Source organism: Bacillota bacterium (genome assembly GCA_013314855.1).
Taxonomy (GTDB): domain Bacteria; phylum Bacillota; class Clostridia; order Acetivibrionales; family DUMC01; genus Ch48.
On record JABUEW010000006.1, the window covers coordinates 1 to 26,882 of the forward strand.

25 protein-coding genes, 1 tRNA gene and 2 pseudogenes are annotated in these 26,882 nt (G+C 38.5%); 22 read left to right on the plus strand and 6 right to left on the minus strand.

The window, feature by feature from the left end; translation table 11 throughout:
- The first annotated feature begins 316 nt into the window (after window positions 1-316).
- The 12 genes from HPY74_01700 to HPY74_01755 all read left to right on the plus strand — a co-directional run bounded on the left by HPY74_01700 (window position 317) and on the right by HPY74_01755 (window position 12,916).
- Window positions 317-934 (plus strand): hypothetical protein, encoded by a 618-nt coding sequence (locus HPY74_01700; protein ID NSW89392.1) that lies wholly within the window; start codon window positions 317-319, stop codon window positions 932-934.
- A 156-nt stretch (window positions 935-1,090) separates the two neighbouring features.
- Window positions 1,091-1,165 (plus strand) — tRNA-Arg (locus tag HPY74_01705).
- Between the two features lie 203 nt (window positions 1,166-1,368).
- The gene (gene dusB, locus HPY74_01710) at window positions 1,369-2,328 is read left to right on the plus strand and encodes a tRNA dihydrouridine synthase DusB (protein NSW89393.1); all 960 of its coding nucleotides are present in this window, start codon (window positions 1,369-1,371) and stop codon (window positions 2,326-2,328) included.
- Window positions 2,329-2,471: 143 nt separating this feature from the next.
- Window positions 2,472-4,742, plus strand: coding sequence for a DEAD/DEAH box helicase (locus HPY74_01715; GenBank protein ID NSW89394.1), 2,271 nt, complete (start codon window positions 2,472-2,474; stop codon window positions 4,740-4,742).
- Between the two features lie 47 nt (window positions 4,743-4,789).
- Complete coding sequence (locus HPY74_01720) at window positions 4,790-6,070, plus strand: ribonuclease H-like domain-containing protein (GenBank protein ID NSW89395.1); 1,281 nt, start codon at window positions 4,790-4,792, stop codon at window positions 6,068-6,070.
- 52 nt (window positions 6,071-6,122) lie between these two features.
- Entirely contained in the window at window positions 6,123-6,590 is a 468-nt protein-coding gene (locus tag HPY74_01725; GenBank protein ID NSW89396.1) for an acyl-CoA thioesterase, read from the plus strand.
- A 79-nt stretch (window positions 6,591-6,669) separates the two neighbouring features.
- Window positions 6,670-8,217, plus strand: a complete 1,548-nt coding sequence (spoVB, locus tag HPY74_01730) for a stage V sporulation protein B (GenBank protein NSW89397.1) — start codon at window positions 6,670-6,672, stop codon at window positions 8,215-8,217.
- Between the two features lie 242 nt (window positions 8,218-8,459).
- Window positions 8,460-8,909, plus strand: coding sequence for an Hsp20/alpha crystallin family protein (locus tag HPY74_01735; GenBank protein NSW89398.1), 450 nt, complete (start codon window positions 8,460-8,462; stop codon window positions 8,907-8,909).
- A 245-nt stretch (window positions 8,910-9,154) separates the two neighbouring features.
- The gene (locus HPY74_01740; GenBank protein ID NSW89399.1) at window positions 9,155-9,721 is read left to right on the plus strand and encodes an acetyltransferase; all 567 of its coding nucleotides are present in this window, start codon (window positions 9,155-9,157) and stop codon (window positions 9,719-9,721) included.
- 13 nt (window positions 9,722-9,734) lie between these two features.
- Window positions 9,735-10,835, plus strand: coding sequence for a glycosyltransferase (locus HPY74_01745; protein ID NSW89400.1), 1,101 nt, complete (start codon window positions 9,735-9,737; stop codon window positions 10,833-10,835).
- 56 nt (window positions 10,836-10,891) lie between these two features.
- Window positions 10,892-11,386, plus strand: coding sequence for a DUF4330 domain-containing protein (locus HPY74_01750; protein NSW89401.1), 495 nt, complete (start codon window positions 10,892-10,894; stop codon window positions 11,384-11,386).
- A 6-nt stretch (window positions 11,387-11,392) separates the two neighbouring features.
- On the plus strand, window positions 11,393-12,916 hold the full coding sequence (locus HPY74_01755) for an O-antigen ligase family protein (protein NSW89402.1): 1,524 nt from the start codon (window positions 11,393-11,395) through the stop codon (window positions 12,914-12,916).
- Window positions 12,917-12,992: 76 nt separating this feature from the next.
- On the opposite strand, the gene HPY74_01760 is transcribed toward HPY74_01755, so the two are convergent.
- From HPY74_01760 to HPY74_01770, 3 genes are all read right to left on the minus strand, one after another.
- Window positions 12,993-14,312, minus strand: a complete 1,320-nt coding sequence (locus tag HPY74_01760) for a glycosyltransferase family 4 protein (GenBank protein NSW89403.1) — start codon at window positions 14,310-14,312, stop codon at window positions 12,993-12,995.
- Entirely contained in the window at window positions 14,309-15,589 is a 1,281-nt protein-coding gene (wecC, locus tag HPY74_01765) for a UDP-N-acetyl-D-mannosamine dehydrogenase (protein NSW89404.1), read from the minus strand. Before wecC ends, HPY74_01760 begins: the two co-directional genes overlap by 4 nt.
- 127 nt (window positions 15,590-15,716) lie before the next feature.
- Window positions 15,717-15,854, minus strand: coding sequence for a hypothetical protein (locus HPY74_01770; protein ID NSW89405.1), 138 nt, complete (start codon window positions 15,852-15,854; stop codon window positions 15,717-15,719).
- 335 nt (window positions 15,855-16,189) lie between these two features.
- On the opposite strand from HPY74_01770, the gene HPY74_01775 reads away from it, so the two are divergent.
- Genes HPY74_01775 through HPY74_01785 form a run of 3 tightly spaced genes read left to right on the plus strand, consistent with a single transcriptional unit; the run spans window position 16,190 to window position 18,825 of the window.
- Window positions 16,190-17,005, plus strand: a complete 816-nt coding sequence (locus tag HPY74_01775; GenBank protein NSW89406.1) for an amidohydrolase — start codon at window positions 16,190-16,192, stop codon at window positions 17,003-17,005.
- The gene (locus HPY74_01780) at window positions 17,005-17,781 is read left to right on the plus strand and encodes a hypothetical protein (GenBank protein NSW89407.1); all 777 of its coding nucleotides are present in this window, start codon (window positions 17,005-17,007) and stop codon (window positions 17,779-17,781) included. The genes HPY74_01775 and HPY74_01780 overlap by 1 nt, the downstream gene beginning before the upstream one ends.
- Before the next feature lie 33 nt (window positions 17,782-17,814).
- Window positions 17,815-18,825 carry a zinc-dependent alcohol dehydrogenase family protein gene (locus HPY74_01785; GenBank protein NSW89408.1) on the plus strand — a complete coding sequence of 337 codons (1,011 nt, stop codon included), beginning with the start codon at window positions 17,815-17,817 and terminating at the stop codon, window positions 18,823-18,825.
- Window positions 18,826-18,877: 52 nt separating this feature from the next.
- Here HPY74_01785 and HPY74_01790 read toward each other — a convergent pair whose 3' ends face one another.
- On the minus strand, window positions 18,878-19,618 hold the full coding sequence (locus HPY74_01790; GenBank protein ID NSW89409.1) for a Uma2 family endonuclease: 741 nt from the start codon (window positions 19,616-19,618) through the stop codon (window positions 18,878-18,880).
- 612 nt (window positions 19,619-20,230) lie between these two features.
- On the opposite strand from HPY74_01790, the gene HPY74_01795 reads away from it, so the two are divergent.
- On the plus strand, window positions 20,231-21,409 hold the full coding sequence (locus tag HPY74_01795; protein ID NSW89410.1) for an exo-alpha-sialidase: 1,179 nt from the start codon (window positions 20,231-20,233) through the stop codon (window positions 21,407-21,409).
- Window positions 21,410-21,535: 126 nt separating this feature from the next.
- Here HPY74_01795 and ald read toward each other — a convergent pair whose 3' ends face one another.
- Together ald and HPY74_01805 are read right to left on the minus strand one after the other, a co-directional pair.
- Complete coding sequence (gene ald / locus HPY74_01800; GenBank protein ID NSW89411.1) at window positions 21,536-22,663, minus strand: alanine dehydrogenase; 1,128 nt, start codon at window positions 22,661-22,663, stop codon at window positions 21,536-21,538.
- A 1-nt stretch (window position 22,664) separates the two neighbouring features.
- Window positions 22,665-23,129 (minus strand): Lrp/AsnC family transcriptional regulator, encoded by a 465-nt coding sequence (locus HPY74_01805; protein NSW89412.1) that lies wholly within the window; start codon window positions 23,127-23,129, stop codon window positions 22,665-22,667.
- 543 nt (window positions 23,130-23,672) lie between these two features.
- On the opposite strand from HPY74_01805, the gene HPY74_01810 reads away from it, so the two are divergent.
- From HPY74_01810 to HPY74_01835, 6 genes and pseudogenes are all read left to right on the plus strand, one after another.
- Entirely contained in the window at window positions 23,673-24,575 is a 903-nt protein-coding gene (locus HPY74_01810) for a GntR family transcriptional regulator (protein NSW89413.1), read from the plus strand.
- 47 nt (window positions 24,576-24,622) lie between these two features.
- On the plus strand, window positions 24,623-25,036 hold the full coding sequence (locus HPY74_01815; GenBank protein NSW89414.1) for a methylaspartate mutase subunit S: 414 nt from the start codon (window positions 24,623-24,625) through the stop codon (window positions 25,034-25,036).
- Between the two features lie 2 nt (window positions 25,037-25,038).
- Window positions 25,039-25,221, plus strand: coding sequence for a glutamate mutase L (locus tag HPY74_01820; protein NSW89415.1), 183 nt, complete (start codon window positions 25,039-25,041; stop codon window positions 25,219-25,221).
- Window positions 25,218-26,227: pseudogene (locus tag HPY74_01825) on the plus strand (hypothetical protein). Before HPY74_01820 ends, HPY74_01825 begins: the two are co-directional and overlap by 4 nt.
- A 12-nt stretch (window positions 26,228-26,239) precedes the next feature.
- Window positions 26,240-26,350, plus strand: coding sequence for a hypothetical protein (locus HPY74_01830; GenBank protein NSW89416.1), 111 nt, complete (start codon window positions 26,240-26,242; stop codon window positions 26,348-26,350).
- Window positions 26,316-26,844, plus strand: a pseudogene (locus tag HPY74_01835) (hypothetical protein). The gene HPY74_01830 and the pseudogene HPY74_01835 overlap by 35 nt, the downstream one beginning before the upstream one ends.
- The last annotated feature ends 38 nt before the right edge of the window (window positions 26,845-26,882 follow it).

Below are 26,882 nucleotides of genomic sequence, written 5' to 3' on the forward strand. Positions count from 1 at the left end.
TTCTGACATTTCCACTGATAAAGTTTGCACTGTTAAAGTTTGCACTGTTAAATTCCACCCTTAAATTTGTAAGAGTAATTTCCACTGTCGGATATCGTAGGGGTGGAATTTACTTTTGCAATTGAGTTCATAAAAATAAAATGCGCCCTCTTATAATCTTATGCATTGATTTTACCTTGTATAAGTTGTATTATATAAAAAGCAGAAAAAAATTAAGATACAATGCAGATTTGTATACAGAAAATTTGTGTAAAAATTATGCTATTTATAAAAATATTTATAAAAAAGTATATATGACGATATGGAGAAATGAGATATGGGTAAATTACTGGATGTATTATTATTTCCTAAGGATTTATATAAGCGGATTACAGATAAAAAACCCGGCCTTTATGGGGGAATAATATTTGTGGGCCTGGTAGATATTGTGTTTGTTTTATTTATAAATTATAACAAGTTATTTGTTGACAAAACTCAAGGCGATTTGATTTTTAACATAATTCTATCAATTATTTTTATTTTCGGTTTGGGTATAATAGATGTGTTCTTTTTTTCAATCCCTTTATTTGACTTATTCAAGCGTTTTAAGAAAGACGGAAATATGAAAATAGATAGGGGGCTTTTAATAAGGCTAATAAAAGTTTATATTGTGGCCCATTTTTTAATATTGCCTGCCGAAATACTTATTTTTTATATATACTATAATTTAAACAATGAGATTAATACAGTTTTTATTTATCTTGCTGCTATAATTGATTTGCTTATACCGATATGGTTCAGTGCTGCAATATCCCGCGGTGTAAATGTGCTGTATAATTTCAGCCCTCTTTTTAAAAGGTTAGCATTTTTAGCAATACTTGTATGGAACCATTTGCTGGTATATGCCTTTTCATATATGATAGATAATTGGATTTTGGCATTATTTAGGGTGTGAAGTGGCAATGTGCAGCATAGTATGTACAAATTTAATAAGCAGAGCGTTTGCTTAACGGAAATAATTTATAATTTGCTTGCGGCATATTGCCAATTCAATAGTATTGGCGTATAATATAAATAATTAGACAAAATATAAATAATAGTCAAAATACGCGTCCCGGTGGCCTAATGGATAAGGCTGTGGATTCCGGATCCACCAATGCGGGTTCGATTCCTGCCCGGGGCGCCAATAATTTTTTCGCGTAAATAAAATTTCGCCTAATCATACTGATCTAACCTAATCATACCCAGCCTAATCAGATGTATCATAATCATGCCAGGTCTAATTACTAACTATAAGAAAATTCTTTCACATTCCGATATTTAAAAAAGCAGGTTCATGTTATACTATTATTGATTCTGTTGCACTGAAATCATTATCGGGAGGTTTTTATGTATATTGGAAATGTGAAACTTGGCAATAACATATTCCTTGCGCCTATGGCCGGCGTTACCGATATGCCTTTCAGGCTTTTATGCAAGGAGCAGGGGTGCGGTCTTGTGTATACGGAAATGGTAAGTGCAAAGGGGATGTATTATGAAGATGATAAAAGCAGGAAACTTGCTGAAATTAATGAAAAAGAAAAACCTGCCGCTGTCCAGATATTCGGGTCAGAACCTTATGTGATGGCCAAAGTGGCTGAAGAATTAAACAATTCTAATGCCGATATAATTGATATAAATATGGGCTGTCCCACACCTAAAATAACGAAAAACGGAGAAGGGTGCGCCCTCATGTTAAACCCATCCCTTGCCGGTGAAATAATTAGAGAGGTTGTTAAGGTTACTAATAAACCTGTGACTGTTAAGTTCAGGAAAGGCTGGGACCAATCCCATGTAAACGCTGTAGAATTTGCTAAGATTGCTGAGGAAAACGGTGTAAAGGCAGTAGCGATACATGGAAGGACAAGAGATCAGTTTTACGGCGGGAAGGCTGATTTGGATGTAATTGCAAAGGTCAAGGAAGCTGTATCCATTCCTGTAATAGGAAATGGGGATATTTTTACTCCTGAAGATGCTAAGGAAATGCTCACTAAGACAAATTGCGATGCTGTAATGATAGGAAGAGGAGCACAGGGGAACCCCTGGATTTTCAAAAGGGTACTCCATTACCTTAAAACCGGTCAACTCTTACCTGAGCCTTCCAATGAAGAAAAACTTGAAATGATTATTCGACATATGGATATGCTGATAAAGCAAAAAGGAGAGCCTGGAGGGGTCAGCGAAATGAGAAAACATATTGCCTGGTACATAAAAGGGATGCGGAACTCCAACCATGTAAAACAGAAAGTTTTCCGGCTTTTTTGCCGGGATGAAGTTGTAAAGGTGTTGGAAGAGTATTTGAAATCATAGGAATATAATGGGTCATGGGAAGAAAATGCGTCCCCGAAGTCTTTACAATTCTGATAAATAATATATAATAAAATTGTATTAAATTCTAGAATGTACGTTCGATAATCATAAAAGAAAGCTAATAAAATCGGGGTTGTTGAAATATGAATCTGGAGCAGGTACTTGAACAAATAAAACACAATGAACGGATTGCCAAAAACATTACGTATTGGGCTAAAATACCTTCAAGGGAAGCGGTGTATGATGAATTTCCCGAGGATATTGACCTAAGGATTAAAGATGCTCTGAGACGAAAGGGTATATACCGCCTTTACTCTCATCAGGCAACAGCAATATCCGAAGTGTGCAGCGGAAAAAACATCGTTGTTGTAACACCTACTGCATCAGGTAAAACAATGTGTTATAATATTCCGGTGCTTGACGCAATAATCAAGGATAAAGAAGCCCGGGCGTTATTTATTTTTCCTACAAAAGCCCTTGCCCAGGACCAGTTGGCCGAGCTCCATGAGCTTATAACTGAAGCAGGGGTGGAAATAAAAACATACACATATGACGGCGATACACCTCAGTCTGCAAGAAAAGCAATAAGGCAGGCAGGCCATATTGTAGTTACCAACCCGGATATGCTCCACAGCGGCATACTTCCTCATCACACAAAGTGGACAAAGCTTTTTGAAAACTTAAAATACGTCATTATTGATGAAATCCATCATTACAGGGGAGTATTTGGAAGCCACATGGCCAATGTCATGCGCAGGTTAAAACGCGTTTGTGATTTTTATGGTTCTAAACCTCAATTTATTTGCTGTTCCGCCACAATAGCCAATCCAGGAGAACTGGCCGGCAGGATAACAGGGATGGAGGTTTCGGTTATAGATAATAATGGTGCGCCATCCGGAGAAAAGCACATAATTTTTTATAATCCTCCCCTAGTAAATAGAGAGCTGGGAATACGGAGGAGCAGCGCCCTTGAAGCCAGGTACCTGGCTGAGATTTTTATAAGAAACAATATTCAGACCATCGTATTTACCAGGAGTAGATTAAATGTTGAGGTACTTGTTACTTACCTTAAAGATATTTTCAGCAAAAGCGTAAGGGGCAGCAATTGTGTAAGGGGATACAGGGGCGGTTACTTGCCTAACCAGAGGCGGGAGATTGAAAGAGGGATGAGAAATGGGGAAATAACCGGAATTGTTGCAACCAATGCCCTTGAGCTAGGGATTGACATAGGCAGTCTTGAAACCTGTATTATGTGCGGCTACCCCGGAACTATATCCAGCACGTGGCAGCAGGCAGGCAGGGCGGGAAGAAAGAACAGCATATCTGCTGCTGTCCTTGTGGCCAGCAGTAATCCTATTGACCAGTATATCATAAACAATCCTGGTTATTTCTTTGAAAAAAGCCCCGAAAATGGCCTTATAAACCCGGATAACCTTGTAATTTTATATAGCCATATGAAGTGTGCGGCTTTTGAGCTTCCTTTTACCGATGATGAAAAATTTGGGGTAGAGACAACAAGGGAGGTATTGGCATACATGGAGGAAGCGAGAATATTAAGGCATGTAGGCAACAGGTGGTATTGGATGTCCGATGTATTTCCGGCAGACGAAATCAGTTTAAGAAGCGCCTCTAACGAAAACTTCATTATCGTAGACATAACCTCCCCTGACAGGCGTGTTATCGGCGAGTGCTGCAGGTTCAGTGCTCCCATGCTCCTCCACGAGGAAGCCATATACATCCATGAAGGGCAGCAGTACCAGGTGGAAAAGCTGGACTTTGAAGAAAAGAAGGCTTATGTAAAAATGGTGGACGTGGATTATTACACGGATGCGAACCTTGCCGTTGACTTGAAAGTGATTGATGTTTTCAGGGAAGAAGCCCGCAATGATATATTAAAGAGTATTGGAGAAGTAATGGTATCATCACTTGTTACCATGTTTAAGAAGATTAAATTTTATACCCATGAAAACATTGGTTCAGGGCCGGTAAACCTCCCGGAAACCAGCATGCATACCACATCATACTGGGTAAGTTTTCCTGAAAAACTACCTGAAGGCATGACTCAAACCGATATGCAAAACGGATTGCTCGGATTATCCAATATATTGGCAAATGCCTCTACCATATACCTTATGTGCGACCCACGGGACATAAGTGTAGTATACCAGGTTAAGTCAACATTTACTCAAAGACCTACCATCTACATTTACGATAATTATCCGGGAGGGGTGGGCTTCAGTGACAAACTCTATGAAATTCACGAAGAAATATTTGAAACAGCGAAAAGAATGATAAATAATTGTACTTGCGAGTCGGGATGCCCTTCATGTGTAGGTCCCTTGGATGAGTTTTCGGGAAGCGGCAACCCGAAAGAGACAACACTAAAACTCATTGATATTATTACGAAAAAATAGAAGTACGAAAAAATAGAAGATAAAATCAACATATAGGTGGAAACTTTATGGATTGGGATGTTATTAACAGGCTAAAGCATTACGGGCGGCAGACTGAAAAGAAGGATGTTGTGGAAAAAGGCAGTGGAATGGTAGTTCATATGCAAAACAAAAATTGTGTAGGTATGGCTGGAGGATTAGACATAGAGAATATTGCAGAAGGAGATATATACCAGGATGAAGACGGTCGTTGTTTTATAATCGAAAACAGGTACCCTTTATCGTATCTATATGGTGGCTGTTGCCTAGGAGATGTTCTGAACATTAATAGCCGCTCTTTAAGGCGACTGTGCCCCGATATTGGGGATGCTGAAACCCTCCGCAACTTTTTGTTTCTTGATGTAGAGACTACCGGTTTATCAGGAGGAGTAGGGACTGTAGCTTTCCTGGTAGGTACGGGGTTCTTTGAGAATGACAGCTTTGTAGTAAGGCAGCATTTTATGAGGGACTATGATGAAGAGATAGCCATGCTTAATGCATTAAACATGTTGATCCAATCATATAACGGTCTTGTTACTTTTAATGGAAAAGCTTTTGATTGGAACATAATCCGGACGCGGTACACTTATAACAGAATTAGACTCAAGTTTACGGAAGAGGATACAAAACATATAGACTTGCTGTTACTTTCCCGTAGGATTTGGAAAGGAAAGCTTGAAAGCTGTGCCCTTTCTTCACTGGAAGAAAATATCCTGGGGGAATTCAGGACTGATGATATACCGGGAGCATTAATCCCTCAAGTTTACTTTAAATACGTTATTGACAGGGATGCAAGAGAAATTAAAAGGGTTATGAAGCACAATGAACTGGATATACTGTCGATGGTGTCCCTGCTTTATAAAATAAATAATATGCTTGAAGACCCTCTTTCTGAAGCGGATTGCGGGCATGAACTTATTGGCCTTGGGAAAATGCTTGAGTCCATCGGTGAGTATGATGCAGTTGTTGACTGCTTTGAAAAATGCATGGAATTAGAAGACCCACTTGTTAAAGATATAGCCTTAAAAAAGCTTTCCCAAATATATAAACGAGAGGGGAATTACAAGGAGGCAGTCAAGCACTGGGAAAACATGATGCATAACCAGGATTTTTTCAGTATATTTTCTTTGGTGGAATTGGCAAAATACCATGAACATAGGTCAAAAAACATCGCTAAGGCTATAGAGATGACGGAAAAGGCGATCCAACTATCCTTAAAGATGGGAATAATTAACAACATATATAGGTTTGAGCTGAAAAAAAGGTTGGAAAGATTGAAGAGAAAGGCTGGGAATATGAAAGATGCATGATGATACGGTTAAATATTCGAAGAGTACAAAAAGCACAGAAAATACGGGGGAAATGAAAGGGAAAACTCCCTCGGAATCGCAGGTTGAAATGACGGAGCTTGTGCTACCGAATGATACAAACTTGCTTGGCAATCTGCTGGGTGGGCGGCTGATGCATTGGATAGACATAGCAGGAGCTATGGCGGCTTCAAGACATTCAAACAAGGTAGTAGCTACTGTTGCTCTTGACAGTCTGGATTTCAGGCACCCGGTTCGGGTGGGTGAGCTTGTAATATTAAAAGCAAAACTGACTTGGGTGGGGAGGACATCAATGGAAGTAACTGTAAGAGTATTCGCAGAAAACTTTAAAACCGGAGCTATTATCCAAACAAATAAAGCCTACATAACATATGTTGCTCTTGACCATGAAGGAAAGCCGACTTTAGTACCGCCTCTCATTCCCGAAACTGAAGAAGAAAAAAGGGATTATGTGGAGGCTGAACAGAGACGTAATGAAAGGCTGGAGAGAAGAAAAATGTAAAAATAATTGAGATTTTTCGTCATAAGTATGCCCGGTAATTAATATTTATATCATGACACATAATTTTAAAGGAGTCATGATGTCTGCTAAAAAATCGTTTATTAGTGGTGCTGTAGTTTTAATGGTTTCAGGATTAATTGTCCGCTTACTGGGCTTTGTTTACAGGATATATATTTCAAATCTGCTGGGTTCAGAGGGAATGGGCATTTTTCAGCTAATATCTCCAGTCTATTCCCTTATTATATTAACTCTTACGTCGGGGGTATCCATAGCTATATCCAAGATGGTAGCCCAAGAAATGGCCAGAAGACATTTTGTTAACTTAAGAAGAATAACTTTAATTGCATTATTATCGGTATTTATTGCTGGTGTAGCCATCTCTCTTTTTCTATTAATAAATGCCAAATTTATTGCAGATAAAATATTGAAAGAACCCAGGACTTACTATTCTATATTATTACTTATTCCATGCATACCGGTAATTACCCTTTCTTCTACTTTAAAAGGCTATTTCTACGGAGTCCAGGAGGTAATACCAACTGCCTGGTCTCAAATTACGGAGCAAGTTATAAGAATCGGTCTTGTGCTATTTGCTGCAAAACAGTTTATAAATGCAGGCTTGGAGTATGCATGCGGTTTTGCAACGGCATCCATGGTTATAGGTGAAATAGCAAGCTTATTAGTGCTTTACATTATGTATAAACAGGGGATAAAAAAATATACGAAAGATAAGTCTAAAAAGGGTCTAATGAGAAAACGCACAATATTACTTGAAATATTAAAGATTTCTTTACCGGTATCATCAAACAGGTTTATTACATCAGCCATGTCTGCCGTAGAACTGATACTTATACCAAGGAGGCTTCTTGCAGGGGGGATGGATTACCAGGCAAGTATTGAATTGTATGGGAAGCTGACGGGTATGGCTATGCCTCTTATATATTTTCCCTCTCTGGTCACATCATCCCTTGCAATTACTCTTGTCCCTGCTATCTCAGAGGCATTATCATTAAAAAATTTTAAAACTGTAATTCATAGAATTTCTAAATCCATACAAATAACCTTTGTGTTAGGATTCCTTTTTTCTGCAGTATTTATGTGTTATCCCAATGAAATCAGTAATAGTATATTCAGAAGGGAAAATATAGGAGAACTTCTTTACCTGTTATCATATACCTGTATATTTATCTACTTTCAACAGACATTGACGGGAATACTTAACGGATTAGGCAAACAGGGTGTATCTTTAAGAAATTCCATAATAGGCTATATAATCAGAATAGGGTTTGTATATTTCTGCCTGCCTGTCTACGGCATTAAGAGTTATATTACAGCTATTTTTGCAAGCTCCTTCCTTATGTGCATATTAAACCTGTCGGCAGTAATAAAGACAACAGGAATGTCCATTGATATAAGGAATTGGATACTAAAACCCGGTGTTGTCGGCATATTTATGTTGTTAGCGGGGAAATATATCCGCAGTTTTTTTACTATATTTTTTGAATATACAATACTAATTACAGCATTTTCGGTGGCTGGGAGTATTATTATAGGTGCATTGCTTATGGTAGCAATAGGAGCATTTGAAAAAGAACAAATATTTAAAATGATTGGCTTAAAGAGGTAAGAAACGAGAAGAAGGAAGTGAGAAGTGACAATACTGGTTTAAGTTGGTAATTAAAATTGTAAATTATAAAAAGATTAAGAAAAAGAGAGAAAATTAATTATATATAAGAATGTTAACAAATAAAGGTAAAATATAACTAAAAATTGACATTGCATATATTTATATTGTATGATAAACAATAAATAGAAGGTCAAAGAAAGTCAAGGACAAAAACAAATAAGAATTATTTGGAGGTGTTGTATATGTTCGGACTAATTCCATATAGGAGGAGTTCAGGTTTAAGAAAGAGAGACAGCTTCTGGGATATTGGAAGCTTGATTGAAGATTTCTTTAATGATTCACTTATACCAACATTTTTTACCCCGATAAATCCTATGAGAGCTGACGTTAAAGAGACAGAAAATGAGTATATAATTGACGTTGAGGTTCCAGGTGCAAGGAAAGAGGATATAAAACTTGAGCTGAAAGATGATATCCTCAATATCTGCATTGAAAGAAATGAGGAAGTAAAAGAAGAGAGAAGCGATTATATCAGAAGGGAAAGAAGATATGGCTCATGCAGCAGAAGCTTCTATGTACCGGACATTAAACACGAAGGGGTAAAAGCAAAATACAATAACGGAGTCCTAACAATAACTTTACCAAAGGCTGATGAAATAAAAGGAAAGAAACGTACAATAGATGTTGAATAGGATAAAACAATTGTTATATTACTTAGAAAAGCGGGAATTCCCCCCCGCTTTTTTTGTTAGGTTCGACCGGCATGGGCATTAATCTGTCAGTGAGAGTCCGCTATGGGCTTGGCAATGGGAACCATTAATTAAATGCACCAAAATTTTGATATAATCTGTTAAAATATCGATATCTGTGATAAAATTATTAATAAATTATTATATAGCAAAAATATACTTTGATACATAAATTTTTGGAGAGATTTATGAAGGAATTTATACGGTATGCTTGCCTGGCGCTTTACTATTTAATAGCGCGGCATTTACCTGCTTCTGACATGCCCTATAGTATGGGGGCTAAGAGTATAAGAGGATTTTTATGCAGGAGGATATTTAAAAAAGCAGGTAAGAATATCAATATTGAACATGGAGCTTACTTTGGCTCGGGAAGGGATATAGAAATAGGTAATAATTCCGGGCTAGGTTTCAATTGCAGGGTTTACGGTCCTTTAAAAATAGGAGATGATGTAATGATGGGCCCGGATGTTATGATATTTACCCAGAATCATGAGACAGGCAGGCTTGATATTCCCATGAGATTACAGACTGCACCTAAAGAACCGGTTTTTATTGGGGACGATGTATGGATTGGAGCCAGAGTTATTATTCTTCCCGGAAAAAAAATAGGAAAAGGTGTAATTATTGGTGCAGGGGCAGTAGTAACAAAAGATGTGCCTGATTATGCAGTGGTAGTGGGAAATCCGGCAAGGGTTATCAAATTCAGGAATAAAGAAGACAAAGGAATCAAAGAAGGCACACAGGAGAACTCTTAAGGAGGTGGGGTATATTTTAAAAGTATTATATCTTTTAAACCATGCCGGGAAGGCAGGTACTGAGAGGTATGTTTACTCATTGATTGAAAAGCTTAATAACAAAAAAATAAAAGCATATTTTGCCTACAATGAAGAAGGATTACTGGTGGAAAGACTAAAAACAATCGGTGTTGAAACTTTTCAAATAAGGATGCGAAATCCATTTGATATTAAAGCAATATGGGATTTAAGCAAACTATGTAAAAAACTAGAAATTGACCTGATACATACCCAATTTTTAAGGGAAAATTATATTGCCATATTTTCCCGTATTCTTAATTCTAAAGTCAGGGTGATATATACCAATCACTTTATTCTGCCAAATAATTCAATCCAAAAATTCTTTAATAGAGTTTTAACTCCTTTTGAAGCAAATATTATCGCTGTCTGTAATAAAGGCAGGGAAATGCTTATAGCTAATGGTAACAAAGCTTCAAAAATCAAGGTAGTTTTTAACGGTATAGACCCTTCCTATTGGGGAGAACCTCTTGAGTCTACCGTGAGAGAGGAATTCGCTATTGGGGAAGACGAATTTGTTATACTTTGTGCATCAAGGTTTGCCCATGATAAAGGCCATAAATTTCTTGTCAACTCTATCAATGAATTAAAGAAAATGACTGGTAGGAAATTCAGGTGTATCCTTGCAGGCGATGGCCCTCTCCTCCCTGAGGTAAAAGAACAGGTATCCAATCTTGGCCTTAATAATGAAATTATCTTTACCGGTTTCCGCAGCGATGTAAAAAACCTTTTTTACGGAAGCGACCTGTATGTAAATTCATCAGAACATGAGGCGTTAAGTTTTTTAATTATAGAATCCCTTGCATCAGGGCTTCCGGTAATTGCCACCAATATGGGAGGCAACAGTGATATTATTAATGCTGAAACAAACTGCGGAATATTGGTAGAATATGATAATGCAAAAGAAATGGCTGAAGCAATCCTTAAAGTTATGGAAGATGGGATATTGAGGCAAAAACTCAGGGAAAATGCGTTGAAAGCTGTTAAAGAAAGATTTAGTCTTGATAAAGTAGTAGAAAAAACTTATAATTTATACGTGGATAGTATCAGGAAATAACATAAGAACGTAAGAATACTTTAAACAAAATACTTTGAAAGGATGGATGACTTAAAATGCTAATTGATGAAAAAGGAAGGCTATTTGGGAAAATAAATGTTGTGGATTTTATTGTTGTAGCGGTAATTGTCCTTGGAATAGCGGGTGCTGCTTACAAACTGCTTTCTTCCTCCTCCATGCTCTTTAAGAAGACAGAGATGATAGAAATAGTTTTCTATAATGAGGATTTATCTCAATTTGTAGCTGATGCAATAAAAGTTGGAGATAAGGTTAAGGATTCAGTTAAAAATACGGTATTCGGTGAAGTAGTGGCAAAGGAAATAGACAAGTCTGTGGTTTTTGCTGCCAATGAACAGGGTCAATTAGTGCAGACTACAAGACCCGGTTATGTATCAATGAAACTTTATGTACGAGGTAAAGGAATATTTACCGATACAGGTATTATATTTAATAATGCCGACTATTATGTGGGAAGGTCTCTTGAGTTGAGAGCAGGAAATGGCGTTATATGGACACGTGTCATGGATATAAAAAGAGTGGAGGAGGAATAACATCCCTTGGAAACTCAAAGTGTAGTAATTAGAAGACTTTATATTATTGCAGAGTACCTTTTTGCAACTTTTAAAAATAGTATTATTTATGTGCTATTGAAAAGATTAGCTGAATGGTTTAGATGGATATTCGGTTCCAGCATCTTACTGGAAATAATAAAAAGGGATAGTGTTATTCCGAAGATTTGGAAGTCCAGTAAAACATATGGTTTATTTGCCTCCATACTGCACTCTTCGATAAACTTGAGCAGAAAATTGTATGAAAAGAGGCAGAATGTTTTTACCGGGAGCTGTGTATATAAATTTTTAATATTTGCTGCCGATAATTTGCATGTACTGGTATCATTATCGCTTTTTATTATGGTTATAACCCCACACCGTTTCTGGTATAATATTTTTACATCGATGATTGCTTTCGGCCTGCTGGCATTACTCTTTATAAAAACGGTAACAGATAAGAATAGCGGACTGAATTTTAGATATGTGAGTTTTTACCTTACAATATTCGTAATTTCTATTTTTCTTGCCCAAATATTTTCGCTATTCCCCAGTCTTAGCTTAAGGTTCCTGGTTTTTCACTTAAATTGTCTTGTTTTGGTTTTAATACTGGTGAACTCAATTAATACTAAAGAACGGCTTTCTACTGTTGTAGAAAGTATACTGATTGGAATAACATTCGTGGGGATGTATGCCATAGTGCAGAGTATCAGGGGTATTCCGGTAAATCCTGCGCAGACTGATTTAAGTCTAAATCCGGATATGCCGGGGAGAGTTTATTCAACCATGGAGAACCCAAATAACTTAGGTCAGGTATTAATTATGCTTATACCATTTTATGTTGCTATTATACTTGCTTCCAATTCCTTTATCAAAAGGTTTATTATATTTGGAATGGGTTTACCACCACTAGTAGCGCTTATCTTAACATATTCCAGGTCCTCATGGATTGGTTTTGTTGTGGCCTTCTTTGTGTTTGTGCTTTTAATAAACTGGCGGCTTGTTCCGTTGTTTGTTTTTGCAGGCTTTGCAATGGTACCTTTTTTGCCGAGGACAGTATATAATAGGATTCTTACAATTTGGGACCCCAGGGACAGTTCCGTAAGTTACAGGTTTTTAATCTACAAAACAATTCAACCCGTGTTTGAAGACTATTGGTTAACCGGGACGGGGTTGGGAAGTGATGTTTTTATGAAGGTGGTACAAAATTATCCACTTCATACGAGAGTAATACCTCCCCATACCCATAATCTATACATACAAGTATGGATTGAAACAGGGCTTATCGGTGCGCTGTCATTTATTGGTTTCTTGATAAGCACTGTAAAGAAGGGAATTAAGACAATAAAAATGCAGAGTGACAAATACATTAAGTATAATATTATTGCCGGAATATCTTCACTTGCAGGAATCCTTACTGTAGGTGCGGCTGAATATGTGTGGTATTATCCCAGGGTAATGGTTATTTTTTGGGTGGTAATAGGGTTATTGCTTGCCTCTATTAATTTAACGGAGAATAGAATAGATGCGTAAGGGCAGAAAAATAAGTAAGGGTAGAAGTGTAAGAAAAATAAAAATAGTGAGAAGAGAGACTTTTTGAAACTTAGGATTATTGACAAGAAGGCTTCTCCAAAGCCTTGTCAAACACCTTTGCCAGTTCCATGGTAAGGGTGTTTCTTTCATACTTCTTTATTTCTCCCTTGTTGGGGAAATAGACATTTATACCTTTGAGCCATGCTGTATAAAGCTTTTCGATATTTCTCTTAGCGGCTTCCAGGTCTGAACAGTCGGATATTAAGCCTGTAGAGGTCTCCCTTATAAGTTGGGCTGCTGCTCCATTTTCAGGGATTATGGCCAGAATTGGTCTTCCTGTGACCATGTATTCAAACACTTTGCCGGTATAAAAAGCTTCAGCCCCGGGACCTGATCCTTCTATGAGAAGAAGGCAGTCAGAAGCAGCCATGTTCCTAATGCATTCATCATGATCCATGTACGGGAGGATATCTACCAAACCTTCCAGATTGTGCTTTTCTAAGAGCTGTTTTATTTGATCTGCTTTAAAATTTCCGATGAGTTTTACATATATTTTATCCTTATTAATTCTATTTTCTCCTATAAGTTGGGCAAGGGCACTAAAAAATATATCAGGTTTTCTCCTTCCGTAAAATGAACCGGTATAAGTAATTGTAAACTTGTTATTTTTTAAGGTAGCACCCTTTTTTTCATGTTTTGTTTCAGAAGAAAAAAATTTAATATTTATATGCTTGAAATCATCAGTATCGTATCCATTCGGAATTACAAAAAATTTTTCCTTAAGGTTGTCTATATAGGAATTTTTTTCTATAAAATTCTTAAGCATAACCGGTGTGTTTGTAATAAGGCAATCGGCAGTTTTAAGAACGTTTTTTTCCATCTTTCGCTCAATACTCATCCTGACCGGGTTGTAAGGGTTGTCGAGAATATATGGGTTGTTGGTCCATTCATCCCTGAAATCTGCAACCCAGGAAATTTGCGGGTACTTTTTTTTCAGATAAATTCCCATAAGATGAGAACTATAGGGTAGGGAAGTAGTATATATTAACCGGATATTTTGGTTTTCAATAGCCTTCTCAGCCACTTTCCTTGAAAATATTTCCCAAAGTCTTTCACTATCAGGGATTAAAAGTTTACGGCTGATGAATTTTCCTATAAGGCCGGTAATACCTTTGCCACAAGTTAAATCCCAGGCTTTGGTACGTATAATGTTTACACCATCCGGTATATCTTTAATAAGGGATTCATCCTTTAACGGCATATTCAAGGTATCCCTGGTAAGTATTACCGGTTCCCAGCCATAGCGACTCAAATATTTTACAAACTTTGAAGTCCTTTGAACGCCAGGACCTCCCGCAGGCGGGAAGGAATAGGCAATCATAAGCACCTTTTTCATGAGATCCTCCCGTCACCCAGAAGATAATAATTAAATCCAAGTTGACAGAGAACTTTTCTATCCCAGAAGTTTCTGGTATCCAGGATGTTTGGTAATGTCATTTTCTTGTAAAGTAGCTCAAAATCAACCTTGTTAAAGGCATCATGATTAACACCCAATATAAGCAGATGGCTACCCTCCGCCGCAGAATATATGTCCTTATTCATATAATTATAGCCCTGGACATGAGGATCAAATATACTTAATTCATAGTTGCCTTCTTCTTCGAACAGGTTAATAAGTTCAATTATGGGACTTTCCCTGGTATCATCAACATTCGGTTTATATGAAATACCTAATATGGTTACTTTTTTCCTGCCGGCTACTTCAGGAGTTTGTGACAATATGATTTTCGCTTTCTGGAATACATACATGGGCATGCTGTCGTTAATTATCCTGCCTAGTTTAATCAGCCTGGCAGTATCGGGAGCCTTTTCAACAATAAACCAGGGGTCTACCGCTATGCAGTGTCCGCCTACCCCGGGACCGGGCTGGTGGATATTTACCCTCGGGTGTTTATTAGCCAGTTGAATAACTTCCCATGCACTTATACCTAAGTTTTCGCAAAGAATGGCAAGTTCGTTGGCCAGGGCTATATTTATATCGCGGTATGTATTTTCCATAAGCTTGCACATTTCGGCAGTAGTAGCATCGGTCAAGTAGATATCTCCTTTTACAAAGGTACGGTATAGATCCCTTACTGCTTCTGCCGATTTTTGGTTTATCCCTCCTACTATTCTTGGGTTCTCTACAAGCTCTATGAGGATTTTTCCCGGCAAAACCCTTTCAGGAGAATGAGCTACTAAGAGTTCATCTCCAATTTTCAAACCTGATTTTTCAAGTATGGGTAAAAGGAGATTGTTTACTGTTCCTGGAGGCGATGTGGATTCAAGGATAACCAGGTTGCCTTTTCTTAAATATGGTACAATGGATTCTGCGGCCGTTTTTACATATGACATGTCCGCATTTTTTTCTTCAGTTATTGGAGTAGGTACAGCTATAATAAATGCATCGGCTTCTTCGGGCAGAGTGCTACCTCTTAAGTTCCCCGAAGTTACTGCCGCCTGTACCAAAATATCCAGGTATGGTTCGTAAATTGTTATTTTCCCTTGATTGAGGGCATCCACTACCTTCTTGTTTATATCAACACCCACTATTTCATGGCCATGGGTAGCAAACATGGCGGCAGTAGGCAATCCAATGTATCCCAATCCTATAATACAAATTTTCTTTTTTATAAAAACCACGCCCTTTGTAATTTAGTTTAGCACTTTGTTGTTTGAGTGTCAATTGGTAATGGACAGTACTGAAAACCATTTTTTAACAAAATCCCAAACCCTTTCTTTGTAATACCGGTGTCCACCATTACCAATGTAATGTAGAGTTCACAGCTTGAAATGAATACTTGCGTTCCTGTTCTCTCGCCAGAGTTTTTACATAGTTATCTGCGTTCATACTGATATCCATGCTATTATCTATAATTTTCTTCTTTTCTATATACATAATTATTAACTCCCTATTTATGTAATATAGAAGCAATTCTCATATTTAGTTATTTAGTTTAGTAGTGAAACAAATTTTAACCTCTGCCATGTCACGCTTCTCAATTATAATAATAGGTTAATATACGACTTTTGTAAAGCTACATATTTTGTGGAAGGAATAAAAAAGCAACCTTCCTATTTAAGTTGATTGTAGTGTATATTCAGAATTTGAGATAGGAAGATTCACTGAATATTATCTCTTAGTGCTTGTTGATACTTGAGTAAGTGTGGTATAATATCGCTATTAATTTCACAAGTTTATTATAATAAGTAAGGGATAAGGGGGTAAATGCCTTGACACAATTTAAAGAAAAAATGGGTCTTTTCAAAAATAACAGAGTAGTTAACTGGCACGAGCACGTATGGTTTAAACCTGGTACAAGGGAATTGAATGAAGAAGGTTGTGACCGGTTGGTGGAAATGGCATATTTAACCTATATGGACTGTCTTGTTTGTTCCTTGCCTATTCCTGGAGGGACACCCGGGCCGGATGATATAAAGCAGTGTAACGATACTGTTGCAATAGCAATGAAACGACACCCAAAAATGATTAGAGGAATGGCTTTTATAAATCCGGGATATACCAGGGAGGCACTGGATGAAATTGACAGGTGTGTAAATGAATTGGGAATGATTGGCATAAAGCTTTACAATCATTATTTTGTATCTGATCCTGTTGTACGGCCAATAATAGAAAAATGTATCGATCTTGATATACCTATTCTTCACCATGCCGGAAAACTAACTGTAAATCCCGAATCCCAACCTTTTTTGTCCAATGGCGTGCACTTCGCGAAAATTGCCGAAGAATACCCGGAAGCGGTAATTATCCATGGCCATATCGGTGGAGGCGGAGACTGGCAATGGTCTCTTAAGGGTATGGCAAACTGCCCTAATATTTTTACTGATATAAGCGGTAGTGTCTACGATGCAGGTATAATAGAAAAAACTGTACAGGCGATGGGGGCAGACAGGATTTTATTTGCTACCGATGGCTCATTTGCTTCAAGTATTGGAAAACTTTTAGGTGCTGATATCTCCGAAGAAGATAAAATAATAATATTAAATAATCCAAGATTTGAGAAGTATCTGGAAAGGGGGATGCATTAATGATTATTGATGTAAACACATATATAGGACACTGGCCTTTCAGGCAAATCAAGACTGACTCTGCTGAAAAGCTTTTAAAGCTAATGGATAAAGCTGGAATAGATATGGCTTGCGTATCTAATATAAATTCGATATTTTATAGAGATGTCCTAGAAGGGAATATTGAATTGGTGGAGCAAATAAAGCCCCATAAAGAGCGCTTTATACCTTTTGCAATAATCAATCCTGCATATCCTGGATGGAAAAAGGACTTTTTATATTGTATAGACAATTTAGGTATGAAGGGCCTGGAGTTGTATCCCTGTTACCATAAATATAAATTGACTGACGGTAATGTTATAGAGATTCTTAATATGGCTGCAGAGAAAAAAATCCCGGTACATCTGCCTTGTGCCATTGAAAATATAAGACAGCGGCACTGGCTTGATATCAAAGAAGATTTGTCACGGGAGGAATTAAAACAGGTATTGCCACTATGCCCTGAAACAGACTTCATTATAACCAATGGTCCATCCTGGGACATTTCGGGATACCTTCAACCTGTAGCAGCAAATAGGCAGGGTAGGATATATTATGATTTCGCCCGCCTTGATATATTGAATTCTGCTTTTGATAATTTCGTACAAGCCATAGGGAATGAAAATGTAGTATTTGGCTCAGTTATGCCTTTGCAGTATATCGAAACCCAGCTTGTAAAGCTTCAGTATACAAAATTGGGAAATGAGGATAAAGAGAAAATAATGTATAAAAATTTGAAAGAATTGCTGAAGATTTAGGAAACACAGCGGTAAAGGAGTTGATAAAGTAAGATGAAGGCTTTTTTTATCAATAGCCCTATGAATTCACAAGTGAGGGAAACTGAAATTCCAGTACCCAAAGAGGATGAAATCCTTCTAAAAGTAATGGCAGTAGGGGTATGTGGCACGGATGTGCATATATTTAAAGGTGAGTATTTTGGTGGATATCCCAGGATTCCCGGGCATGAGTTTTCGGGAATCGTAGAAGCTATTGGAGAAAAGGTTACAAAATTCAAAGTTGGACAACATGTTTCAGCAGACCCTAATATATTTTGTGAAGCTTGTGATGCCTGTAAAGAAAACCGTCAGAACTTTTGTAAGGATATGCAGGCAGTAGGTGTTACCAGGCATGGTGCTTTTGCACAGTTTTTAACAGTCCCAGAACGCTGCGTATTTGATATTACAGGACTTTCCTTTACTGCAGGTGCGCTTGTGGAACCTCTTGCATGTGTGGTTTATGGGCAGGAAAAAGTTGGTATACCGCTGGGGGCATCAGTGCTCATATTCGGTGCGGGACCGATTGGTCTTATGCATACGCAGCTTTCGTGTATTAATGGGGCTGCAAACGTTACAGTTGTAGACCTTTTTGAGGATAAGCTTGCTCTTGCAAAAAGATTGGGGGCAGACCAGGTATATACACCAAAAGAATTTGAAAAGCAAGGGCTTATTAATTCCTATGAGGTTGTCATTGACTGCACAGGTGTTCCAAAGGTAGTGGAGGCTGGTGTGAAATATGTAAAGGATTCAGGTGCTATACTTTTCTTTGGTGTTTGTCCTAACAACAGTACTATAAAAATAAACCCTTACGAGGTGTTTAAGCGTGAACTCAGAATTGTAGGTACTTTTGCACTCAAGAAGACCTTTGGTAAGGCACTTGCTCTTGCCAGAAATGGGAAAATAAATCTGATGGACCTCGTGGATAAAAGGCTTTTGATAGATGATGCACCAGGTCTTTTTGAGAACATAATGTTTGGGAATTCCGGACTTAAGACAGTGTTCTACCCGGATGGGGTAGAAAAATAAAATGGACCGGTAAATTCACCTTCCTACTTTGTATTATTTTTACTTCAAAATTCTATATTCCGGCTTCCTCAAAAATATCTGCAACGGCAATCTCAAGGCCTTTAAAATGCAGTGATTTAATTGTATCCGTATACTGGTTCACAATAATCCGGCAGGGTTGTTTTTCTGTAAAATGGTACTGTATTACCTGTCGCTCCTGAGGATCAACGATCCAGTATTCGTTAACTCCGCCTTCAAGATAAACATTAAGCTTTTTCACCATATCCCTGCTTCTTGTTTGTGGTGACTGGATTTCGATTACAAGTGACGGGATTCCCATGTATCTGTCTTTGCTGTTTGTTGACTCTTTGTGATCACAGGTTACAAGCAGGTCCGGCTGCACAACATTTTTGGATTTTGTTTCTTCATTATAAAGTGTTACATCAAATGGAGCGGAGAAAACACGGCATTTTTTACCTTCAAACCACAATATGAGTTTTTTATAGAGGTTTGAATGGATTATCTGATGTATCATTCCAGGTGATGCCAGGAGGAAAACCTTACCGTCAATATATTCGTACCGTTCTTCGTTGCCCTCAGTGATCTTGAGAAACTCTTCATAAGAGATTTTATTACCGGAATAGCTGTATGCAGCTCCTTTTTCTGTAACCAGTACATGCCCCTCTGAAACATCATTATATTTTACAAGCTTTGCGATTATTTTATCATTCTTTGTGATATAGATATCTTCTTCAGCACACATTTTCAAATATTTGCCCAAATGATTCTTAATTTCTGTTGCTTTAACCTTCATAAAGTTTGCGTTCGAACATTCGTGACTTTAGTCATGAGGGAGAACGCCATCCTCCTTTCCTATATCTTATGATGCATAATTAATATAATTATATTATAACTAAATATTAGCTAATAGTAAAGGCAGAATCAGCTAAATTATGCTGGATATGAGTATATGCTATTTTCTCTCGGAATACTATAAAGACTGCAAAGACTGCAGCGGAAAACATGTATTATCAACATCAAAACCTTCACTGTATGCAAAGAGAATACTTGAGCATCTTAATATGGAACATTATTGAGAAGGGTACAGAAAAAAACTGGGAAGGGCGCATTTTATTTTTATGAAGAAAATACTTCCAGTAACTAAATGCTCCAAGTCTTAAGAGCCTGTAAATTCACTTTGGGGCAAAAATGTTACTTCCAGCATTTTCTTCAAAATTTGAAAATGCGCCCAGGGGGTACTTTATAATTGAAACATTATTCAATTTATGATAACATAAAATATAATATTGGAACTTTATGTAACTTAAAGTTGACTATAATGATTATTTTTGCTTTTGCAGAATGTTTAAAAATGTAGTAATTCTTTGATAAAGATAAAATTAATAATAATAAATGAATAATGAAAATGGAAAATAAATCTAAAAAGGATTTGGAGGGATATATGATGAGCAGACTGGAGAAGGTAAAAGACTTAATTATTTTTAAGGATGAAAATTATAATACTTTTCCAAATGTTATAAAAAAACAGGATGGAACCATTATTGTAGGTTTCAGACAGGCGCCTGACTGGCAAAGAAAAAATATTAACGGAACCAACAAAAATTTTGGAAAAGTTACACATATTGATGCAGCTTCAAAAGCAGTTTACATAACATCAAAGGATGATGGTGCAACATGGGATACGAAAGCTAATGAATTGTATGATGATTTTGTATATGGTGTACAGGACCCATGCCTAAATCTCTTAAATGATGGGACAATATTCTGTACATTTTTTATGTGGAAAGTATTTAAAAAGGAAGACGTGAAAGAAATCCTTCCATCGGACAGAATTATTGATGAAAAATGGATAGGAAGACGCGATGAGGCATACTCAATTCGATCTTTTGACGGAGGAATAACATGGGATGAACCGATTCCAATTCAATACCCTGGGTACCTGCCTATAGCTGTACGTGGAAATATTGTAGTATTAGATGATGGTGCAATTTTACTGCCTGCTTATGGGGACAGTAATATAGATGAACCTAGCAAAGTAGTATTTTTAAAAACATATGATCTAGGCAGGACCTGGAACAAAATCTCTACCGTCCCAGGCCTTCCGGATTATAGCTTTTTTGAACCAAATTTATACAGAACCGAATCTGGAAAACTAGTTACATTTATCAGATCCCATAAGAGAGGCGATAAAAGTGTCTATGATCCCGAAAATATAGAGGCGGCTCCACTAATTACCAGTGAATCTTATGACAATGGAAATACATGGACCCAGCCAGTTATAAGAAAATTCTATTCACCAAGTCCATTCCATGCATTAAGACTTAAAAGCGGAAATGTCATTGTAACCTATGGATACAGATATAAACCTTTTGGCCTAAGGGCATTTTTACTCAATGGTGAATGCAGTAATTTTGACCAGGCAAAGGATATTATTTTAAGGGATGACGGACTTGGGACTGATATAGGCTATACAAGTTCCGTATTACTAAATAATGGAGATATATTAATTACATATTATTATTTTGACGAGGAAGGTGGTTCAAGGTATATTGCCGGTACCATCTGTAGAGAAGTATTAGAGTGAAATACAGACTGGAGGAGGATTTATCTTGAAAATTTATATTGAAAATTAAAAATTAATCAGCAATGGATTACGTCTGAAATTGCTAATAAGACAAAGCTTCTTATGAATTCATATGGAAAATCATATTTATGAAAAAGCAGAAAGACATTTATCGGCTGATACGTATTCAAGATTGACGGTGTCAGCAACTCCTTTACAGGTTACACAACCATTATATGTATTTAAACCATGCATGAGTGCTGAATTCTCTTTTAGTGCCTTTTCAGCACCCTTGTCGGCGATTTCCAGGAGATAGGGCAGCGTTACACCGGCGAGCGCAAAGGTGGAAGTCCGGGGAACTGCTCCTGGCATGTTTGCAACTGAATAATGTATGACTCCATGTTTCTCATAACATGGACTGTCATGGGTGGTAACCCTGTCTATTGTCTCAACTGAGCCGCCCTGGTCAATTGCAACATCCACGATAACAGAACCCTTCTTCATTGTTTTAACCATCTCTTCGGTTACGGTTTTGGGGGCCTTGGCACCGGGAACCAGTACGGCTCCTATCAAAAGATCGCATTCCTGTAGCATTTCAGCAGCTACATATTCGTTATATATTAATGTTGAAATTCTGCCTGCAAATATATCATCTAGGTATGATAACCTGCTTTTACTTATGTCCATTACGGTAACCTTTGCACCCAGGCCTGCCGCCATTTTTGCAGCATTAGTTCCCACAACTCCGCCGCCGATGATAAGAACTTCTGCCGGCGGTACCCCAGGAACTCCTCCCAACAGAACCCCAAGGCCACCATTATTCTTTTGAAGCAACGTCGCACCAATCTGTACAGACATCCTTCCGGCAACTTCGCTCATGGGGGCAAGAAGCGGGAGCGAGCCATTTGCCAGCTGAACTGTTTCGTAAGCGATACCAGTGACTTTTTTCCTTAACAAGGCCTCGACAAGTAAAGGATTTGCAGCCAGATGCAAATAGGTAAACAGCACCTGGCCTTCCTTTAAAAGGTCATATTCGCACTCAAGCGGTTCTTTAACTTTTACAATCATATCGGCTTCTTCATAAACATCGGTATTATTATTAACCAATACGGCACCTGCGGATTCATATTCACTATCAGGTATACCGCTTCCGACACCGGCAGACCTTTCTATGACTACCCTGTGTCCGTGTTTTACGAGTGCATGAACGCCGGCCGCAGTGACGGCCACCCTGTTTTCATTGTTCTTGATTTCCTTTGGAATACCTATCACCATATCAACAACCTCCTGTAATATCTTCAGGTATAACCGAATAATTGTTCTTAACGGTTGAAAGCACTACTATGGTCCGTGTCTTCTGGACACCTTGCACATTCTTGATCCTGTTGAGCAGGCTTTCGAGAGTGGAAGTGTTCTCTGTAACGATTTTAAGGGCATAATCGAAATCACCTGCAAGATAATGGCATTCAAGAATTTCATCCTCACCTTTGACATAATCGACAAAACGCTCCGTAAATTTTGGCCTTTCAAGGCTTATAAACATAATAGCTGTCAGTTCTTTTTTCAGATTTTTAGGGTTTATAATGGTAGTGTACTGCTGGATTATACCTGAGGCTTCTAACTTTTTAAGCCTGTCGCTCACAGCAGGAACAGAAAGGCCTATTTCGCTGCCTATATCAGATGCAGTAATCCGCGCATTCTTCTGAAGGAGCTTTAATATTCTGATATCAATACTGTCCATATTCCATATTCGACCTCTTTCGGAAGATTTATCATGTATTATTTTACAATATTGAAAAAACAATTTAAATAGTTGTTGTGAATTAACATAGATTTTAAACTATAATTATATCTCAACTTAAATTATTTAGCTTATTTTATAAATTTTTTATGTAACACAAAAAAAATTAAACTGGATTTATTCTTTATTTTTAATCCAATTTGCAATTGGTTAACTTCAAACTAGGATAATTATTTGGACGCAACAAAAGCATGAATTAAGAATGGTAAATTCAAAGAGCTTCTTTGATGTATTTAAATTATCACAGAATAATCACACACATGTCCTGAAAAGTTGCTATAAGAAAGGGTAGTCTTGAAAGGCAATAGAATAAATAGATTCAACAGGAAACGGAAAAAAACTTGAAAAACAGTTGCATTCCGCTGTATTTTATGGCAAATTATTACGTGATAAATATAAATAGAACGATATGAATCCGAACATAAAAATCGATAAAAGAGTACTACCCCTATATATAAGCAGATAATAGAACAGATCACGCTTTTGATTGAAAAAGGCATTCTCAAACCTGGAGACCGGCTTCTTCCGGAAAGGGAACTCGCCAGAATGATGAATATTGCCCGAGGGACTATTAACAAAGCTTACGTAGAACTTGAAAAAAACCGCATCCTGGAAACCGTTCAGGGCGGGGGTACATTTGTCTCAAAAAGGCAGGACATACTGGAGGAAGGTTGTAAGGGAAAGGCTGTCGAGCTGATTAACCGCGTTATTGATGAGCTTGAAATTCTCAGGCTTAAGTCAAAAGAGATCCATACATTGTTCGAAATCAGGATGCTGGAGAGAGAAAAAATTCAGAAAAAGGTTCGGATTGCGGCGGTGGACTGCAATCCCGAGGCCCTGTCAATCTTTAAAAAACAGCTTTCGTATATATCCAATGTAGAAATTTTCATATTTTTGCTGGATGAAGTCGATTCCAGCTCAAGTCCCGAAAATATTTTCACCGAGTTTGGCATCATATTGACCACTTCGACCCATTACGGTAAGTTGACAGGCTTGCATTCGACACTCAGGGACAGAATAATACAAGCGACGGTATCACCCAACAGGCAGACTATCATTGACCTGGTAACTATTGCTCAGGGCAGTACCATAGGGATAATATGCCGCAGCAGAAAGTTCCTCGAAATAATCATGAACAGCCTTAAATCACTGGAGATAGATACAGATAAAGTAAAATATGCTTTTGAAGGGCCTGAACTGAATCTTGATGCTTTTCTGAAGCAGACATTTATCATTTCACCCGATTTCATCAGGGAAGCCGGTTCTGTGCAAAAGCCGTTATTTGACTTATTCAGTGCCGGAGGAGGCAGAATCATACTGTTTGAATACCAGATTGAAAGAGGTTCGATGATGTATATAGAAGAACAGATATCAAATACGATATGAAAAGGATAAATCTGCAATTGTAATTTTATATAAGGGTGGTTTTGGTAATGAATAAAAAAACGCTTGTGATTGGGGTCATCGGGGCAGATGTTCGCGCAGCAGGCAACAGGATACTGGCATATGCATTTACCCAGGCAGGTTTTCATGTGGTAAACCTCGGAGTCATGGTTTCGCAGGAAGAGTTCGTAAAAGCTGCGGTAGAAACTGCTGCCAATGCCATTGTCGTTTCCTCACTTTATGGGCATGGAGAGATTGACTGCAGGGTGCTGAGGGGAAAGTGCGACGAAGCAGGGCTCGGAGATGTACCGCTATATGTTGTTGGCAATCTGGTCGTAGGTAAAACCCCTTTTGAAGAGGTAGAAGCAAAATTCAAAGCGATGGGCTTCAGCAGGGTATACCCTCCCGGCACGCCTCCCGAGGTGGCCATTGCGGATCTGAAAAAAGACCTGGGAGTTGAATAGACATGCCCTGCATTCTTTTGATAGATATAGGAAGCACCTTTACAAAAATAACGGCCATCGACATTAGAAAAAAGGTAGTTTTGGGCTGTGCAAACGCATCGACCACCCTCCAAACCGATGTGAACGAAGGCCTGGACAATGCTGTAAAAAAAACTGCGGCAGCAGCTGGGGCCAATTGTGATTGAAGAAAAGTTTGCCTGCAGCAGTGCCGCCGGATGAAGAAGAGGCCGATTTGCTTCCTACTACAATTGACAGCTATACGAGGCACAACAGATATGAAGAGGCAGAGGCCGGAATCAAGGAAAGCATTGAAACAGGCAGGTCGATGCTGAACGGTTTTCCGGCGGTTAACTACGGTGTTCAGGTCTGCAGGCGCGTCAATGAATCGGTAAAGGCCCCTGTGCAGATAAGACACGGCACACCCGATGCAAGGCTTCTGGCGGAGATTACCATTGCTGGAGGCTTTACGTCCTTCAAAGTATAACCGTAGGCTACGGCCAGTGCGGAAATCTGCTCCAGGACATCTCTGCAATACGGACACTGGAAGTCCTGACAGAGGAATATCTGAAAAAATCCGGGCATGACGATGTGGTTGTAACAATGGTACTGCACCAGTGGATGGGTGGCTTCCCCCAGGATGAATCGAAAGCCTTCGCAGTCATATCCTGGGGTGCTGCAGCTGCTTCACTGGCAGGAGCAACAAAAGTAATAGTCAAAACACCTCACGAAGCCATAGGAATTCCCACCAAGGAAGCAAATGCCCAGGGATTGAAGGCTACGAAGCAGCTGGCAACCATGCTCCGTGATCAATGCATGCCGCTGACCAACGAGCTTGATAACGAGATGAAAATAATATATGCGGAAACGAGGAGCATACTTGATAAACCCTTCGAACTGGGGGACGAGGACATTGCCTTAGGTGCGGTTAGAGCATTTGAAGCGGGTGTGATCGACGTGCCCTTTGCTCCTAGCATATACAACAAGGGCAAGACCCTTCCGGCCAGGGATAATACGGGAGCCGTACGTTTTCTGGATTTCGGCGATCTTCCGTTCAATGAGGAAATAAAGGACTTTCACCGGCGGAAGATGCAAGAGCGGGCAAGGTATGAAAAGCAGGATATAAGCTTCCAGATGGTTATAGACGACATCTATGCAATCAGCAAGGAAAGACTTGTAGGAAGGCCAAAATAGGAGTGTGGGAAAATGAAAATAATAGACCTGATTTGTTCAAAAGGAAGGACGGACTTTTTTTTCGACGACCAGAGGGCTATTAAGAAGAATGCCGTGCCTGACGGAGCTTCATACCATGGATAAGATGATAATAAAAGGTGCCCAGTTCCTGCCTCATGGTCTTATCAACAACGTCAAGAGCAAGCTTGGCGAAAGGGGCGAGTTGCTCTTGGAATATGTCAGGTGGCTTGTTAAAAGGATTGACGAGCTTAAGCCCCGTAGCGACTATAAACCGGTACTTCATCTGGATGTATACGGTACGTTGGGACTGGCTTTCGGCAGTGATTATGCCCGGATTACAGAATATCTGCAGGAGCTTGAAAAGGCTACCCGTCCTTTGAAGCTGAGGATAGAAGGTCACGTTGACGTTGAAGAACGTGAAAAGCAGATGCTTGCATTGAAGGAATTGACCTGCCTGGTTGACGAAAAGGGTCTTGGCGTCCAGATAGTTGCCGACGAATGGTGCAACACCCTGGAAGATATAAAATACTTTGCCGACAACAGGGCCGGACATATGATACAGATAAAGAGATGAAGGATTCATGATCGTTTATAACGAAATGCAGAGGATCCTGGCTTTTATGAAAAGAAAAACAGCTCTATTTAAAAGGAGGAA